At 64.8% G+C, this 16,243-nt stretch carries 16 protein-coding genes; 10 read left to right on the top strand and 6 right to left on the bottom strand.

Annotation, left to right across the window (positions count from 1 at the left end):
- Nucleotides 1–24 precede the first annotated feature (24 nt).
- The 7 genes from GEMRO_RS26570 to GEMRO_RS0100445 all read left to right on the top strand — a co-directional run bounded on the left by GEMRO_RS26570 (nucleotide 25) and on the right by GEMRO_RS0100445 (nucleotide 5,147).
- Nucleotides 25–921, top strand: coding sequence for a carbohydrate ABC transporter permease (locus GEMRO_RS26570; protein WP_051328526.1), 897 nt, complete (start codon nucleotides 25–27; stop codon nucleotides 919–921).
- Nucleotides 918–1,730, top strand: coding sequence for a carbohydrate ABC transporter permease (locus GEMRO_RS0100465; RefSeq protein ID WP_027132465.1), 813 nt, complete (start codon nucleotides 918–920; stop codon nucleotides 1,728–1,730). Before GEMRO_RS26570 ends, GEMRO_RS0100465 begins: the two co-directional genes overlap by 4 nt.
- Before the next feature lie 13 nt (nucleotides 1,731–1,743).
- The gene (locus tag GEMRO_RS0100460) at nucleotides 1,744–2,046 is read left to right on the top strand and encodes a DUF1330 domain-containing protein (RefSeq protein WP_027132464.1); all 303 of its coding nucleotides are present in this window, start codon (nucleotides 1,744–1,746) and stop codon (nucleotides 2,044–2,046) included.
- A 26-nt stretch (nucleotides 2,047–2,072) separates the two neighbouring features.
- A complete protein-coding gene (locus tag GEMRO_RS35565; RefSeq protein ID WP_276202810.1) occupies nucleotides 2,073–2,207 on the top strand; it encodes a hypothetical protein in 135 nt (44 codons plus the stop codon).
- 280 nt (nucleotides 2,208–2,487) lie between these two features.
- Nucleotides 2,488–2,847: a hypothetical protein gene (locus tag GEMRO_RS0100455; protein ID WP_027132463.1), complete on the top strand. Its 360-nt coding sequence runs from the start codon at nucleotides 2,488–2,490 to the stop codon at nucleotides 2,845–2,847.
- Nucleotides 2,848–3,230: 383 nt separating this feature from the next.
- Nucleotides 3,231–4,061: an alpha/beta fold hydrolase gene (locus tag GEMRO_RS0100450; RefSeq protein ID WP_027132462.1), complete on the top strand. Its 831-nt coding sequence runs from the start codon at nucleotides 3,231–3,233 to the stop codon at nucleotides 4,059–4,061.
- 114 nt (nucleotides 4,062–4,175) lie between these two features.
- A complete protein-coding gene (locus GEMRO_RS0100445) occupies nucleotides 4,176–5,147 on the top strand; it encodes an MBL fold metallo-hydrolase (RefSeq protein ID WP_027132461.1) in 972 nt (323 codons plus the stop codon).
- A gap of 318 nt (nucleotides 5,148–5,465) precedes the next feature.
- Here the strand turns inward: GEMRO_RS0100445 and GEMRO_RS0100440 are convergent, their stop codons facing one another.
- The 3 genes from GEMRO_RS0100440 to GEMRO_RS0100430 all read right to left on the bottom strand — a co-directional run bounded on the left by GEMRO_RS0100440 (nucleotide 5,466) and on the right by GEMRO_RS0100430 (nucleotide 9,599).
- Nucleotides 5,466–7,106, bottom strand: coding sequence for a GMC family oxidoreductase (locus GEMRO_RS0100440; protein ID WP_027132460.1), 1,641 nt, complete (start codon nucleotides 7,104–7,106; stop codon nucleotides 5,466–5,468).
- Between the two features lie 186 nt (nucleotides 7,107–7,292).
- The gene (gene rnk, locus GEMRO_RS0100435) at nucleotides 7,293–7,736 is read right to left on the bottom strand and encodes a nucleoside diphosphate kinase regulator (RefSeq protein WP_027132459.1); all 444 of its coding nucleotides are present in this window, start codon (nucleotides 7,734–7,736) and stop codon (nucleotides 7,293–7,295) included.
- A 48-nt stretch (nucleotides 7,737–7,784) separates the two neighbouring features.
- Nucleotides 7,785–9,599, bottom strand: a complete 1,815-nt coding sequence (locus GEMRO_RS0100430; RefSeq protein WP_027132458.1) for an ABC transporter ATP-binding protein — start codon at nucleotides 9,597–9,599, stop codon at nucleotides 7,785–7,787.
- Between the two features lie 392 nt (nucleotides 9,600–9,991).
- On the opposite strand from GEMRO_RS0100430, the gene GEMRO_RS0100425 reads away from it, so the two are divergent.
- The gene (locus GEMRO_RS0100425) at nucleotides 9,992–10,303 is read left to right on the top strand and encodes a thioredoxin domain-containing protein (protein ID WP_205624859.1); all 312 of its coding nucleotides are present in this window, start codon (nucleotides 9,992–9,994) and stop codon (nucleotides 10,301–10,303) included.
- Here the strand turns inward: GEMRO_RS0100425 and GEMRO_RS0100420 are convergent.
- Entirely contained in the window at nucleotides 10,295–10,987 is a 693-nt protein-coding gene (locus GEMRO_RS0100420; RefSeq protein WP_035484355.1) for a DUF1194 domain-containing protein, read from the bottom strand. The two genes, GEMRO_RS0100425 and GEMRO_RS0100420, sit on opposite strands and share 9 nt — an antisense overlap.
- Nucleotides 10,988–11,932: 945 nt before the next feature.
- Between GEMRO_RS0100420 and GEMRO_RS33845 the strand changes: the two genes are divergently transcribed.
- Nucleotides 11,933–13,222: a hypothetical protein gene (locus tag GEMRO_RS33845; RefSeq protein ID WP_169728285.1), complete on the top strand. Its 1,290-nt coding sequence runs from the start codon at nucleotides 11,933–11,935 to the stop codon at nucleotides 13,220–13,222.
- 115 nt (nucleotides 13,223–13,337) lie between these two features.
- Nucleotides 13,338–14,609, top strand: a complete 1,272-nt coding sequence (gene hemA / locus GEMRO_RS26565) for a 5-aminolevulinate synthase (protein WP_084506362.1) — start codon at nucleotides 13,338–13,340, stop codon at nucleotides 14,607–14,609.
- On the opposite strand, the gene GEMRO_RS26560 is transcribed toward hemA, so the two are convergent.
- Nucleotides 14,597–15,385, bottom strand: a complete 789-nt coding sequence (locus GEMRO_RS26560) for a FadR/GntR family transcriptional regulator (protein ID WP_051328519.1) — start codon at nucleotides 15,383–15,385, stop codon at nucleotides 14,597–14,599. The genes hemA and GEMRO_RS26560 overlap by 13 nt on opposite strands.
- A gap of 10 nt (nucleotides 15,386–15,395) precedes the next feature.
- On the bottom strand, nucleotides 15,396–16,154 hold the full coding sequence (locus tag GEMRO_RS0100400) for an SDR family NAD(P)-dependent oxidoreductase (RefSeq protein ID WP_027132454.1): 759 nt from the start codon (nucleotides 16,152–16,154) through the stop codon (nucleotides 15,396–15,398).
- Between the last annotated feature and the right edge of the window lie 89 nt (nucleotides 16,155–16,243).

The raw sequence follows: 16,243 nt of genomic DNA, 5'->3' as shown, positions 1-16,243 counted from the left end.
GCGGCGGCGGCAGCGGCGCGCGGGATGGCCAGGCCGGCCGGGTCCCGCCAGCGCTGGACGATGCTGGCCCTGGTGGCGCCCGCGGTGGGCGTGCTGCTGATCTGGATGATCGTGCCGCTGGCGATGACCATCTACTTCTCGCTGCAGCGCTTCAACATTCTCTATCCAGAGCGGTTCGGCTTCGTCGGCTTCCGCAACTTCCAGATCCTCCTGAACGACCCGCTGTTCTGGAGCTCGATGGGCCGCACCCTGATCCTGGTCGGCGCCTCCCTGGCGGTGACGGTGATCCTGGGGATCGTCCTGGCCCTGGTCATGGAGCGGGAGTTCCCCGGCCGCAGCATCGCCCGCCTGATGGCGCTGGCGCCGTTCTTCGTCATGCCGGTGGTGGCCGCCCTGGTCTGGAAGAACATGCTGATGCACCCGGTCTACGGGCTGCTTTCCTGGCTGACTTCCAGCCTGGGCCTGCCGGTGGTGGACTGGCTGCAGAACTGGCCGATGACCTCGATCGTCATCATCGTCGCCTGGCAATGGACGCCGTTCGCCATGCTGGTGTTCCTGACCTCGCTGCAGTCGATGCCCGAGGAACAAAAGGAAGCCGCCTGGCTGGACGGCGCGAACCCGCTGCAGATGTTCTTCTCGATCATCCTGCCGCATCTTTCCCGCGCCATCACCGCGGTCGTGATGATCGAGAGCATCTTCTTCCTGTCGATCTTCGCCGAGATCTTCACCACCACCGGCGGCGGCCCGGGCCAGGCGTCCACCACGCTCACCTACATCATCTACGCCCGCGCGTTCCTGGAGTGGAACGTCGGCTCCGCGTCCGCCGGCGGCCTGTTCGCCGTGGTCCTGGCCAACATCGTGGCCATCCTCCTGATCCGCATGGTCGCCCGCAACATGCAGAACCCGGAGAAGTTCGGATGAAGCGCACCGGCCTCGGCACCGCCCTGCTCGGCCACGGGCTGGCCTTCGTGATGTTCTTCCCGATCCTGTGGATGCTGCTCACCTCGTTCAAGACCGAGATCGACGCCTTCTCGATGCCGCCGGTCCTGTTCTACGAGCCGACCCTGTCGTCGCTGAACGACGTGTTCGCCAGGGGATCCTACTCCAAGTTCGTCACCAACTCGGTGATCACCGCGCTGGGCTCGACCATCCTGTGCCTGCTGTTCGCGGTGCCGGCCGCCTACCAGATGTCGTTCCACCCGTCCAAGCGCACCAACGGCACGCTGCTCTGGATGATCTCCACCAAGATGATGCCGGCGGTGGGCGTGATCATGCCGATCTACCTGACCTTCCAGTATCTCGGCCTGCTCGACACCCTGCTGGGCCTGACCCTGATCTTCTTCCTGATGAACCTGCCGCTCGCGGTCTGGATGCTCTACACCTACTTCAAGGAGATCCCGGGCGAGATCCTGGAGGCGGCCCGGGTCGACGGCGCCGGCGTCGTGGAGGAACTGCGCTTCATCCTCCTGCCGGCCTCGATCCCCGGCATCGCCTCGACCGCCCTGCTCTGCACCATCCTGGCCTGGAACGAGAGCTTCTGGAGCCTGCAGCTCACCGCCGTGGACGCGGCACCGCTCACCGTGTTCATCGCCAGCTTCAAGGCGGCGGAGGGCATGTTCTGGGCGAAGATGTCCGGCGCCTCGATGCTGGCCATCGGCCCCATCGTGGTGCTCGGCTGGATGCTGCAGCGCCATCTGGTCCGGGGCCTCACCTTCGGAGCCGTCAAATGAGCGGAACGGACGCATGAGCAAAGCCTACATCATCGGCCGGGTCCGGATCACCGACCCGGAAGCCTACAAGGGCTATGTCGCCCGCACCCCGGCCGCCGCCGCCGCCCATGGCGGCCGCTTCCTGGTGCGCGGCGGCGAGGTCGACAGCCTGGAGGGCCCCGACGAGGACCGCCGCATCGTCGTCCTGGAGTTCCCCTCCCGGGCCGCCCTGGACGCGTTCTGGAACTCGGCCGCCTATGCCGAGGCCAAGGTGTTCCGGATGGACGCGGCCGAGTTCGAGGCGATCGCGGTCACCGGCGTTCCCGAGGCGGGGTGAGCCGGTGCCGCATGCGGGATGCCGGCATGAACATCAAGAAGAAGCAGAAGCATTTATCAAGCAAGGTTCTGTCATTTGTCCCACATGGACAGCCCTTGAGCTGCCTTGGCCAGTTGATGATGGATTGTCCGCTCCCCATGCTTGCCGATGTACAACGCTGAGATGCCGACAATACTTCATGAACATGACGTATTATTGAAAAATCGGTCATCGTGAGGGGAACCACCCTTCGGCGCCCTGGTTGGAAAGGCGCGGCACGAGAGGCATTCCATTCAGGGGTACGCCACAACCGGGCCACTGGCTGGAATGGGAAAGGATCGGATCGGCCTGTGCATTGGCAGGCAAGACCCGCCCCGGCGGGTCGCCGGTCCCGGCGCGAAGCGCGCGCCTTCCCGGCCGCTTGAGCAACCACCACCAACACCGTGCCTGAAGGAAAGAACCATGCGATCGATCCTGATTCCGGCCATCGCCAGCGCCGCCCTGTTTGCCCTCCCGGCCTTCGCCCAGGAGAACAGCTCGTCGGGCAGCCAGGGTGATTCTGCGCAGACCCAGCAGATGCGGACGATGAGCCAGGACAAACTCCGCAGCGCGCTGGAACAGGCTGGCTTCTCCAACATCCAGATTCTCGACACCGCCTACCTCGTCCAGGCCAAGACCCAGGATGACGAGACGGTGATGATGATGATCAATCCGCCCAACATGGGTGGTGCGTCCGGCCAGGGTGGCTCCGGCAGCGGGTCCATGGACCAGAGCCAGAGCGGCTCGGGCAGCGACTCCTCGGGCTCCGGCCAGCAGCAGTAATCGCGAACGGTCGGCCCCGGGCGGCACCGCTGCCCGGGGCCCAGGCCTTCCCCTGCCACCGCCTGCTCACGCGCCGTCCCTTGCGGCGGCAGTCCTTCCTGGGCTTCCAGGTTTTTTCACGAACGAACCCGAGCCTTCAGCACGAGCCCGCTCAAGGCATAAAGACTGCCTCACCCGCTCGCTGCAGGAACAGCGCGCCCGCTGCGCCCGGCAGCATCCCGGCACTGCCCCATCTCCGATCAGAACATCCTATCGATCGGCCTTTCTCTTGGCGAATAACACTGCCACGCCATGAACGCGGCGCCGTGTCGCCAGGCCCGGCGACTGCGGTAGCCCCGCGGATCCGGCATTTTCCGGACCGCCATGCCGATGGAGTTCGCCTCATGCCGACGATCGTCACCAAGGACGGTACCGAGATCTTTTTCAAGGACTGGGGGCCGAAGGCGGCGCAGCCGGTCGTGTTCCACCACGGCTGGCCGCTCAGCGCCGACGACTGGGACAACCAGATGCTGTTCTTCCTGGAGCAGGGCTACCGGGTGATCGCCCATGACCGGCGCGGCCATGGTCGCTCCAGCCAGACCGCGACCGGCAACGAGATGGACACCTACGCGGCCGACGTCATCGAGCTGGCGGCGGCGCTGGACCTCAAGAACGCCGTGCATATCGGCCACTCCACCGGCGGCGGCGAGGTCGCCCGCTACGTGGCGCGCTCCGAGCCCGGCCGGGTCGGCAAGGCCGTCCTGATCGGCGCGGTGCCGCCGGTGATGGTCAAGTCCGCGAGCAATCCGGGCGGGCTGCCGATCGAGGTGTTCGACGGCTTCCGCGCCACGCTTGCCGCCAACCGGGCGCAGTTCTACCTCGATATCCCCAGCGGGCCCTTCTACGGCTTCAACCGGCCGGGCGCGAAGATCTCCGAGGGCACCATCCGCAACTGGTGGCGCCAGGGCATGATGGGCGGCGCCAAGGCCCATTACGACTGCATCGCCGCCTTCTCCGAGACCGACTTCACCGCCGATCTCCAGAAGATCGAGGTGCCGGTGCTGGTGATGCATGGCACCGACGACCAGATCGTGCCTTATGAGGATTCGGCGCTGCTCTCGGTGAAGCTGCTGAAGAACGGAACGCTGAAGTCCTATGACGGCTACCCGCACGGCATGTGCACGACCCATCCCGAGGTGATCAACCCGGACCTGCTTGCGTTCATCCGGGCCTGATCCAGCCGGGGAGCGGCCATCCTCCGGCTGTTCCCCCCTCCGCCCACCTTGCTGACGACGCACCCGGTCTCCGGCCGGCTGCGCGCTGTTCCCCAAAGATCGACAGGGATCGGCATGACAACCTCCAACCATGTGCGGCTGAGCCGGCGCGGGTTCTGCCTGTGCTGTCTCGCATCCGGCACCTTCGCGGCAACGGCCGGATGGCTGAGCCCGGCGGAAGTGTTCGCCAAGGCGCGCAACATCGTCGACCTGATCCGCGCCGATGCGGCGACGGCGCCGATCCATGTCCACGCCCTGCGCGGGGACGTGTTCGTCCTGGAAGGCTCGGGCGGCAATATCGGGGTGCTGGTGAGGCCGGAGGGCAAGCTGCTGGTCGATGCCGGCATCACCGCCTCCCGTCCCCGGATCGTCGAGGCCCTGGACGGCCTTGGCCCCGCGCCGGTCACCCACCTCATCAACACCCACTGGCACTTCGACCACGCCGATGGCAACGAATGGCTGCACGAGGCCGGCGCCACCATCCTCGCCCACGCCAACACGCGCACCCATCTGATGTCGGCCCAGCGGGTGGCGGACTGGGACTTCGACTTTCCGCCATCGCCCGGCGGCGCCGTCCCGACCGAGCTCATCTCGTCGGACCAGACCCTCGATCTGCTCGGGCGTCCCCTGGCGCCTGCCCACCATGCCGCCGCGCACACCGATGGCGATGTCACGATCACCTTCGAGGATGCCGACATCCTGCACGCGGGCGACATCTACTGGAACGGGATCTACCCGTTCATCGACTATTCCACCGGCGGTGGCATCGACGGAATGATCGCGGCGTCCGAGGCGATCCTGGAAAAGGTCGGCGGCAGCACGATCATCGTCCCGGGCCATGGGCACCCGGTCAGCAACCGCGCCGAACTGCAATCCTATCGCGACATGCTGGTCGCCATCCGCGAGAACGTCGCGCGGTTGAAGCAGCAGGGCCGCTCGCTCGACGAGACGATCGCCGCGTCCCCCACGGCCGCATTCGATGACCAATGGGGACAATTCGTGATCACGCCGGCCTTCTTCACCAGGCTCGTCTATCAGGGCGTGTGACCTTCCTGGCGGCAGGACCGGGGATGCTCTAGAATGGGTGGCTTTCATCCCCGACGCCCGCTCCTGCCTGCGGACGGTCCGACGACGAGGACGAAAACGAACCCGACAACGACCAGTGAAATTGCCAAACGAACCCGAGAACACGTTAACCCATTGATTTTGCTGGACGTTTCTTGCGTCTCCAGGCGCCGGCTCCTGGCCGGTTGTCCGGGTTCTCCGTTTACACGAACGAACCCGAGCCCCATCCAGGGAGCCGCCGATCGGCCCCGGGATCATCCGATGTCGGATGGTGGGCCAGACAGACCGGGCCTGGCCAGGTCAGGCGGCCGTCGCCAGCTCGGTCCTGCCCTCCTCCGCCATGATCATCGCGGCTGCCTTGTGGCCTAGCGCCAGGGCGATGGCGTTGGTGTTGGCCGACGGGATGAACGGGATCGAGGCGCAGTCGATCACCCGCAGCGCCTCGACGCCACGGACCCGCATCCGCGCATCCAGGACCGCCATCGGATCGCCATCCGGCCCCATGCGGGCGGAGCCCACCGGGTGGAAGTTGGTCTTCACGGTCTTGCCGGCAAACGCCGCTAGCTCGGCGTCCGACATCTTGTCGGCCCCGGGCAGGATCTCGCTCGCGATGTTGGAGGCGAGCGGCTCGGTGGCGAGCAGCTGCCGGGCGAAGCGCATCGAGGCCAGGGTCAGGCGCAGGTCGTCCGGATGGCCGAAGAAGTTGGCGTTGACCCGCGGCTGCTCCTTGGGGTCGGCCGAGCGCAGGCGCACCGTGCCACGCGCCTTCGGCCGGAGCAGGCAGGACGAAACGGTGATGCCGTCGCCGTCCTCGACATCGGAAATGTCCCGGTCGACATGCACGATCGGACCGCAATAGAGCTGGATGGTCGGCCTCTCGCCGCCGTCGGGATCGAAGAACAGGCAGGATTCGATCCCGGTGGTGGTCACCGGGCCGGTGCCGAACAGCAGGTACTGCAGGCCGTTGCGGATCATTCGCCAGCCATGGTCCTCGCCATGGTAGCCGCCGGGCTCGCGGGTGAGCGCGATCACCGGCACCTCGTGATGGTCCTGGAGGTTCTGCCCCACACCCGGCAGGTCGGTATGGACCTGGATGCCATGCTCGCGCAAATGGTCGGCGGGGCCGAGCCCGGACAGCATCAGGAGCTTGGCGGTGTTGTAGGTCCCGGCCGCCACCAGCACCTCGCAGGCAGCATGGGCGCGGAAGGTGGCGCCATTGCGCTGGTACTCGACGCCGATCGCGCGGTTGCCGTCGAACAGGATCCTCGTCGCCAGGCTTTCGGTGATCACCGTCAGCCGCTCGTCGTCGATGACCTGGGACAGGAACGCCGTGACGGCGTCGCAGCGCTCCATCTTGCCGTTCCTGGCGATGCCCATGGTGTGCTGCATCACCCCGACACCGGCCTGGGTCGCCCCGTTGAAATCCCGGTTGTAGGGGATGCCGGCGCCCTGTGCCGCCAGGATGTAGCGCCGGGTGGTCTCGCACAGCTGCCCCGGGTCGGACACCAGCAGCCGGCCGTCGATGCCGTGGTACTGGTCGTTGAAGTTGGCGTTCTTCTCCAGCGCCTTGAAGTGCGGAAGCAGGTCGGCATAGCTCCAGCCGGACCCCTGGCCCAGATAGGCCTCCCAGCCGTCATAGTCCTCGCGCTGCCCGCGCATGTACACCATGGCGTTGACCGAGCTGCCGCCGCCCAGCACCCGCGCCTGCGGCACGATCGGCCCACGCCCGCCCAGCTGTGGCTGCGGCGCGGTGTGGTGCATCTCCAGGAAGTCCTCGCGCCACAGATACTTCATGTAGCCGGCCGGCATCCGCATCAGCCGGGCATATTTCGCCGGCCCGCGCTCGATCAGCAGCACCCGCGCGCCATGGTCTCGGACCAGGCGGGTCGCCGCCACGCAGGCCGACGACCCGCCTCCGGCGATGATGTAGTCATACTCCATGTGGCGAGGCTCCCTGTGCTGCTCCGGTCGAGCGGATAGCGCAGGGACGATCCGGGTCAACCGGGCGTGCAAGGTTTCACCGGATCGTGCGGCGGTCCATCCGGACGATCCGGGCGGGGCTGCCGGAGCAGCCCTGGCGGCATCCTGCTGTTTCCGCGGATGTCGCTTTCGCGCCGATCGTGGACGTCACACGGCCTTTTCGGCCGAGGCGCCATCCTGGCCATGCGCTTCCGGCTGCCAGCTCACCGCCTTGATGGTAAGTTCCTTGGTCCGCCCGTCCGTGGTCTGCCAGGTGATGTTCTGGCCGACCCGCAGGCCGATCAGCGCGCTGCCCACGGGCGTGACGATCGAGATCCTGCCCTTTTCGACATCCTCCTCGCCCGGGTAGACCAGGGTCACCTCCTGCTCCGCCCCGCTGTCGGAAACGAAGACGCAGCGCGAATGCATCGTCACCACGTCGTCGGGGATCTCGTCGGGCGACACGATCTGGGCGCGGTCGAGCTCATCGGCCAGGGATTCGACGAGTTCGGGATCGCCGCGCTTCTCGTAGGCCTCGACGACCCCGGACAGGCGCAGATGATCCAGGCTGGTCAGGACGATACCGGTCGTGGCACGCGAACTGGTGGACATGTCAGATACTCCATCCTTGTAGGTGAGGTGTGAAAGAGCCGGCGGTTTTCAAGCCGCCATGCTGTCGGCCAGACCCTGGGCCTGGCGCTCGAGCAGGCCCCGGTAGATGCCGTCCTTGCGCTGGGCCAGCAGCTCGTGCGGGCCTTCCTCGACGATCCGGCCCTGGTCGAACACCAGGATGCGGTCGACCGAGCGCACGGTGGACAGCCGGTGGGCGATGATGATGGCGGTGCGCCCTTTCATCAGCCGCTCCATCGCGTCCTGGACCAGCGCCTCCGATTCGGAGTCCAGGCTGGAGGTCGCCTCGTCCAGGATCAGGATTGGCGCGTCGGCGAAGAACGCGCGGGCCAGCGCCACCCGCTGCCGCTCGCCGCCCGACAGCTTCACCCCGCGTTCGCCGACTGTCGTGGCATAGCCCTTGGGCAGCCGGCTGATGAAGTCATGCGCGTTGGCGAGCCGCGCCGCATGCTCGACCTCCGCCAGGGTGACGGCCCGCCCGCGGCCGGCCTTGGCATAGGCGATGTTCTCGAACAGCGAGCGGTGGAACAGGATCGGCTCCTGCTGGACCACGGCGATCTGCGACCGCAGCGAGGTCTGGCTGACCTGGGAGACCTCCTGGCCGTCGATCAGGATCCTGCCGTCGGTGACGTCGTGCAGCCGCTGGATCAGCTTGACGAAGGTGGTCTTGCCCGAGCCGGAGCGACCGACCAGGCCGACCCGTTCCCCGCCGCGGATCACCGCCGACAGACCGTCATAAAGGGGAGCCAAATGGCTGCCGTAGTGGAAGCTCACCCTCTCGAACCGGATCTCGCCGTGTGTGACCCGCAGCGGCGCGGCGTCGGCACGGTCCTCGACGCCGATCGGCTGATGCTGGATGTCGACCAGTTCCTCCATCTCGTTGATCGAGCGCTGCAACGCGTGGACGTGGTAGCCGACATCACGCAGGTAGCCCTGCACGACCAGGTACATGGTCAGCACGTAGGCGACGTCGCCGGGCGTCGCCTGATCCTGCCACCAGAACCACAAGGCCAGGCCGATCACCGCCGCCCGCATCGCCTGGAGGGCGGCGTTCTGGGCCGCCTCGCTCGCGGTGCCGCGCAGCCAGAAGCGGCGGGTCCGCCGGCGCCAGCGGCCGAGCAGGCGGTCCAGCGTCTCGTCCTCGCGCGCCTCGGTGCCGAACGCCTTGACCACGGCGTTGGCGCCGATGGCGTCGGCAAGGGCGCCGCCCAGTCGTGTGTCCCAGCTGTTGGAGAGGCGTGCCGCCGGCGCCACCCAGCCGAGCGACAGCCCGGCGGTGATGGCGAGGTAGCCGGCGGCGCTGACCGCCACGACCAGGCCCATCGCCGGCCAGCGCCATCCCAGCAGGGCCGCCGAGCCGGCAAGCACCACCAGGGAAGGCAGCAGGGCCAGGAGCAGGGTATCGTGCAGCGCATCGATGGCGTTCATGCCCCGGCTGACCTTGCGAACGGTCGAGCCGGCGAAGTGGTTGGCATGCCAGTCGCTGGAGAAGCGCTGGACCCGGAAGAACGCGTCGCGGCCGATGTTCGCCATCACGTTCAGGGTAAGGCGGATCACCGCGACGATCGCGCCGGAGCGCGCCGCCAGCGAGACGAGGCCCAGGGCCACGATCATCAGCAGCGCCTGGACGGCCGCGGCCCCGGCCTGCTGGCGGCCGAGCAGGTCGGTGGAGGTCAGCGCGTCGACCAGACGGCCGGCGAACAAGGGCACCAGCAGTTCGGCCAGCGTGGCCACGATCATGCCCATGGCCACGGCAACGGCGATCACCCCCTGGCGCTGCCAGTGGCGGTACACGAACAGAAGGACGGCCCGGAACGGGCTCGCACGCTTGATGGCGGAAGTCATGGATGGATCCCAGGGGGAGTGCGGAAAGCACAGGCAGGGCTGGCCTTCGGCTCCCGGGTGAAAGTCGATATCGACCTGCAGCGGCACCGGCTGGTGCTCGGCAGATCAAGAATGGGGGAAGGAAGACGGCTCCCCGGGGCGGGGAAGCTGCGTCGGACCTAGCGGCCCGGTCCGTCGGGGCGGACGAGTGGTCGCATCGCTGTCATGAACAACCCTCCCGACGGCTGGAGCAAAACCATCCAGTCTCTGTAGAACGCCGCGGCCGCTCTGGCAACAGAGCCCTGGCGTCGCACCGCACCGCCCTTGTCTGTCGCCCCAGCCGATCCGATCTGCTTTCGGCCAGCGGCGACAACCACGTGACGGTGAATGTGGCGAACAGATCGATCAAGCAGGTGAAATCGGAGTGGACGGAGGTCGTGCTGGTGTGCCGCAAATGCTCGAAGAAGCTGCGCGGCGGCTTCGGCCCAGACGGCGACCAGTCTCTCTCCAAGGCGCTGCGCCGGGAAATGCAGCCCGAGAATGGCAAGGCCAAGGGAAGGCGCGCCCGGATCGGCGTGGTCGAGGTGGGCTGCTTCGACGTCTGCCCGAAGAACGCGGTGGTGGCGGTGCAGGCAGCCAGTCCTGGGAAGTGGCTGGTGATCCCGGCCGGGACGCCCGCGTCCGAGGCCGCCGCCCGGCTACGGACCAAGGAACCCTCAGCGTGACGCCAAAGGCTTCGCCGGCAATCCGGCAATCTCCAGAAGGAGCTTGCGCCGGATGGCCTCGGCGAAGCTGGTCGTCTGGTCCACGGTGACCACGAAGGCCCCGAAGCCGCCGATGACCTGGCGAGCGAAATAGTCTTCCAGGTCGCCCCGCGCCGGGCGGCCATCGCAGGTCCGGCAAAGGACCGCCAGGCCGTTGATGGTGATGTCGTCCGACACAGCAGCCTCGCGCGCCAGCGGCAGCGGCACCCCGCCATAGTTCCCGCTGTCGGCGGAGATGTCGATCACCCGGCGGATCCCTTCATGGTCGTTCTCGCGGATGGCCCGGTGGGCGAACGCGATCGCGTTGGAGATCGAGTTCCAGCCGGTGGCGCCGCGCGGGGTCATGCGAAGCTGCTCCGCGAAGGCGGCTGCGCTGTCGATCCCGTCGATGACCGCCCAGTCTGCGATCACCACCTGCGATTCGGCCCCGCCCCATTCGAAATACATGATCGCGACCCGTCCGCGGCTTCCCGACGTCATCGCCGTCACCAGTTCCGGGTCGCTCAGGGCACGGGCATACCCCTCCCGCTGCAACCGCATCTCGCCATCGTCGATCGAACCGGACCCATCGGCAGCAAGAACCAGTTCGAGATCGACATCCGCCGCACGAGCCGGTGCCACCCATAGCAGCAGCGTCAGGACCATTACCGACCTCGAGAGGCGTGACCCAATCATGGCATGCCCTGGATTTTGCAAAGCGTTCTGAGGGAGATTGGTGCAGCCTACCCTCTACGGCAACCTATCATCGGGCATTGGAACATCGGCATGAAGCCGCAAGCTGACCGTGCGCCATATCGGCTTGGCTGAGGAAGGCACAAGCGGATCCTGCCGATCGAACTTAGGACTGCCGCACTCCGTTTTACATCAGAAATTTCAGGTTCCGCGAGCCGGCAACACGCAAGACTCCAAGATATAACTTTAGATATAATCTTGCATAATAATTTTGTTTCCAAGGATATTATTCTAATAAAGTCGTAGCATTTTTTGAAGAATGTATTTGGCTTTGCAGTCATATACAGCAAATCTCTGTTGCAATAACACGCCATATTGGTCTATCGTTTGCATCACATACAACTGCTACTAGACCCACGCGTTGATCATTGATGAGGTTCTAGAGCAAATACAAAGTCGCAGTCGTTTTGCTGCGACCAGCGTCGGACGGTCGAACCAGTGCGACGTCTTGATCCGTGCTGAGATTCAAAAAGGCCTCACATCATGCATAAAGTTAATATTTCTCATAAACGCGATCGGCATACGGTGTCCCGGGCGTTCCTCGCAGTAGCCGGCATGTTCTGCTTTGCCCTTCCGGCTTGGGCAGCCGCGTCAGAACCACAGGTTCCTACAGGTCGACCGAAATACTTCGCACCCATGTACCGCTCTGCTATGGGTGCGCCCCTGCCGAGCCTCGCTCCCAGCCAGTCCCTGCCAAGCGTCATCCCTGCTGAAGGCAGTTCCGTGAATAGCAGCGGCAGTCTTGGGTTCATTGCACCCAGCTCCGCCAAAACGAAGGGCTCGGACCAGCACTCATTCTTCAAGTCGCTGGGTACCAATGGCCGCAGCTGTGGAACATGCCATCAGCCAAGCCAGGGCATGAGCATCAGCGTCGATGAGATCAACAATCGGTTCCGTCGATCGGGCGCAAGTGATCCGCTGTTCGCCCCGGTTGATGGGGCCAACTGCCCAAATCTTGTTCCGCCTTCCGAGACCGCTCCTTCCCGGTACTATGGGGGGCGCCAGGGTCGCGGCTCCGACTCGGCCAAAGCGCGCTCGCTGCTACTCAAGGACGGGCTGATCCGGGTCTTCATGCCCCTCAACCCTAATGCAGACTTCAGCATCGAAGTCGACCACGATCCCTATACCTGCAACACCGACCCGAACTTCGCCAAAGATCCAAGCACAGGTGTCCCTATCTTCTCCATGTACCGACGCCCTCTGATCTCGGCGAACCTTGCGTTCAAGACCGAGTTCCTGTCCTTCGGGGCACCGGGTCTAAGTAACAACATCATGTGGGATGGCCGCGAGCCGACCTTGGAGTCCCAGGCGATCGGCGCCACCTTTGGTCACGCCCAGCGCGACCTTGCAACTCAGGGGAACATCCCTGCTGCTGACGTCAAGGCGATCGTCGATTACGAGACGGAGTTTTTCACAGCCCAGAATGATGATTGGAGAGGGGGAGGGCTGCACCGCAATGGTGGGACAGGTGGTGTCCGAAACCTGAAGGTGAACATCACGCCATCAAGCAAGGTGCTGCCCTCGTTCCCGGCTCCGGGCGAGCCTTTCCCGGACCCGTTGTTCATCCCATTCAACGAATTCGATGGATGGGCGACATCGTTCAGCCCGCACCAGCGGTCCGTGGCCCGCGGTCAGGCATTGTTCAATGGCACTGCCGAAAATGATCGCGGCAGGTTCACGATGGGTGAAGTCGCCGGGTTCAACGATGCCTTCGGCGGCCCGACCGATCCACAACCGCGGCAGACTTGCGCGACGTGCCATAACGGCATGCATGGTGGCGGCGACATGCTGCAGTCCAACCAGCGCAACATCGGTACGGCAGGCGATTTCGCTGGCCGTGGCGGGAGTGCTCTGCGCACGGATCTGCCCATCTTCAAGATCACGTGCCACAATGGCACCCCGAATTTCAGGACCAGCCCTGTCTTCAAGACCAACGACCCGGGCTTGGCGCTGATCTCGGGGAAGTGCAACGACGTGGGCAGGATCACGGTGCCCTCGCTACGAGGTCTTTCTTCCCGTGCACCCTATTTCCATGATGGCTCTGCCAATACCATTGCTGATGTCGTCAAATTCTACAACATCCGGTTCAATATGGGCCTTACCAGCCAGGAGAAGGCTGACTTGACGAATTTCCTCGCTGCTCTTTGAGACGGGCCGGATCATGCCGGTTCACCTTCTCGGCCCTGGTCGAACCATTGGACGACCAGGGCCGCTGCATTTCTGCAAGTCCTCATCAAGCAATATTCTGCCGCGGAGGCCGACCATGAACTATGCGGGTCACTTCGAAGCAGCCGTGCAGCGGGTTCGCGCTGAAGGCCGCTATCGGGTTTTTGCTGACCTCGCCCGACAGGTGGGGCGCCACCCGCAGGCCTGCTGGCGCGGGCTGAGCGGGATGCGGGATGTCGTGATCTGGTGCTCCAACGACTATCTGGGCATGGGTCATCATGAGACGGTACTTGAAGGCGCCGTGTCGGCGATCAGGCGCTATGGAGCAGGCGCCGGTGGGACCCGCAACATATCCGGCACGACGCACCTCCATGTCCTGCTTGAGGCGGAACTGGCAGGCCTGCACGACAAGCAGGCATCATTGCTGATGACCTCCGGCTATGTCGCCAATGAGGCATCCATCAGCACGATCGCGCGGCTTCTGCCCGACTGCCTTATTCTGTCCGACCAACTCAATCATGCCTCCATCATTGCCGGGATCAAGGCATCTGGATGCGAGAAGCAGATCTTCCGGCACAATGACCTTGTTCATCTGGAGGCATTGCTGGCGGCTCAGCCACAGAACCGTCCGAAGCTGATCGTGTTTGAAGGCATCTACTCCATGGATGGCGACTTCGGACCGATCGCGGCGGTCTGCGCTCTTGCCAAGCACTATGGCGCTCTTACCTATCTGGATGAGGTCCACGCAGTGGGGATGTACGGCGCGCGCGGTGGCGGCATCGCCGAGCGCGACGGCATGGTCGGCGCGGTCGACGTCATCCAGGGCACGCTTGGCAAGGCCATCGGTTGCATCGGCGGATACATCGCCGGGCCGGCGGCCCTGATCGATGCGGTGCGCAGTCATGCGCCGGGCTTCATCTTCACGACCGCACTTCCACCGGCCATGGTCGGCGGTGCCCTCGCGGCAGTCCGGTTGCTGAAGGGGCCGGAAGGCGTCGCTATCCGCGCCATCCATCAGGAACGGGCAAGCGCCCTCAAGCGGCGTCTGGAGGCGATCGGCATGCCGGTGATGCCGTCCCCTTCCCATATCGTCCCGATCCTCGTCGGCAACGCCACCCGCTGCAAGCTGGCATCCGACCTACTGCTGGAACGACACGGAATCTACGTCCAGCCGATCAACTACCCGACAGTCGCAAAAGGTACGGAGCGCCTGCGCCTGACGCCCAGCCCACTGCACAACGACGTCCTGATGGACCGCCTCGTGCATGCCCTTGAAGATGTTTGGGACCAGTTGGATCTCATGAGGCACCACCGGGGCGGTTTGATCTACTCTGCTCGCCCCGAACGCACTGCAACTCAGGTGGCATGAGCATGGGCGGATCCAGCAAGTTCAGGCCGCAAGCCTGCCATGGGACCAATCGAGCGTTCGAGAACCAGCTTGCCGCTTTCGATGATGTCGAGCATGGCCTGCTTTGCTCCGGCGACATCTCGCGCCGCTACCCGCTCGAATACAGTCTCATGCAGAATCAGGCCCTGCTCCTGCGGAATCAGCGAGCGGCGCTGCAAGGCAAAGCTGACAGCGAGCACGGCATCCACGACGGACCCGAGGCGATCGATGAAGGGGTTGCCGGTGGCGGTAAAAAGAGCCCGGTGAAAAGCCAGGTCAGCCACATAGTAGGCCAGTGGATCGTTCAGCGCACGGCGCATGTCCGCAAGTGCCGCGGCAAGCGCTGCAAGCTGGGCCTCGTTGTGGCGCTCGGCGGCGAGCGCCACCGCGCCAGGCTCGATCAGCCGACGCATTTCGGTCAACTCATGGGTGAGCCGAGGATCGGGGCCCCCTGCGATCGACCATACCAGCACGTCGGGGTCCAGGAGGTTCCAGGCCTCGCGTGGCCGAACCAGCGTTCCCCGCTTTTGTCGTGTTTCGAGCAGGCCCTTGGCCGATAGCACCTTCACAGCCTCACGAATCGAGGTCCGCGAGGTATGAAGCTCGGTCATCAACTCCGCTTCCTTGGGAAGCATCTCGCCCGCAGCGATTTCTCCTCCGACGATCCGCCGTCCGATCGACTCGACGACCCGGCCGTGCACGCCGCGCGCGCCATAGGTACGAGCTTGATCGATAAGAGTCTGAGGGTCGAGTTCCATGTTACTTTCTTCAGTGCATCCACCACCCGCCATCCACCGAGAGGTTATGGCCGGTGACGAAGCGCGCCTTGTCGGAGACCAAGAACATCAGGGCATTGGCCACGTCGTCCGGGCTGCCGCGATACTTGAGAGCCTGATGGTCAAGCAGGAAGGTCACATAGGTCTCGATCTGATCCGCCCACACTTCCTGCTCCAGAGGCGTCGGAATGGCTCCCGGACTGATACAGTTCACGCGAATGCCGAACCGGCCAAGCTCGCGTGCGAGTGACCTGGTCAAGCCGAGCAGGGTACCTTTGGAGCCGACATAAGCGCTGAAGTTCTCCCATCCCCCGTTCAGCGTGACCGTCGTGATGTTGACGATCTGTCCCCAGCCCTTGGTCTTCATCGACGGAACGGTCGCCTGAGCGATGGCGACGCATGCCGTGGCATTCACGTCCTGTACCCGCTGCCACTCCGCCAGATCGTAGGCATCGATGGCCTTCAGCGGATTGATGGCCGCGTTGTTGACGACGATATCGATCCCGCCATGTTCCGTCGTGAGCTTGCTGACTAAGTCCTTCGTCGCCTGGGGATCCGTCAGATCGCAGGGGACCCAGACAAGCTCGCCCGCACTTGGGTCGATTTGCTCGCGCAGATCTTCGACAGCTTGGGGTTCCTTGACATCGAGCATCAGGACCTTGGCACCGGCCTCGGCGAGCATGCGCGATTGAGCAAGTCCCAGGCCTCCCGTGGCACCGGTGACCAGGGCTGTACGGCCTGCATGTTCCATGCCTGCACCTTCCGAAGATCAAAGGATCGGATGTGCTGCACCTTTGGTACGCAGAACCACATGAAGCAAGCGATAGGTACGATCCTTGA

It is taken from the genome of Geminicoccus roseus DSM 18922, assembly GCF_000427665.1.
Taxonomy (GTDB): Bacteria; Pseudomonadota; Alphaproteobacteria; order Geminicoccales; family Geminicoccaceae; genus Geminicoccus; species Geminicoccus roseus.
Note: the sequence above shows the minus strand (reverse complement) of the source record. Positions and strands in the feature narration are given on the sequence as shown.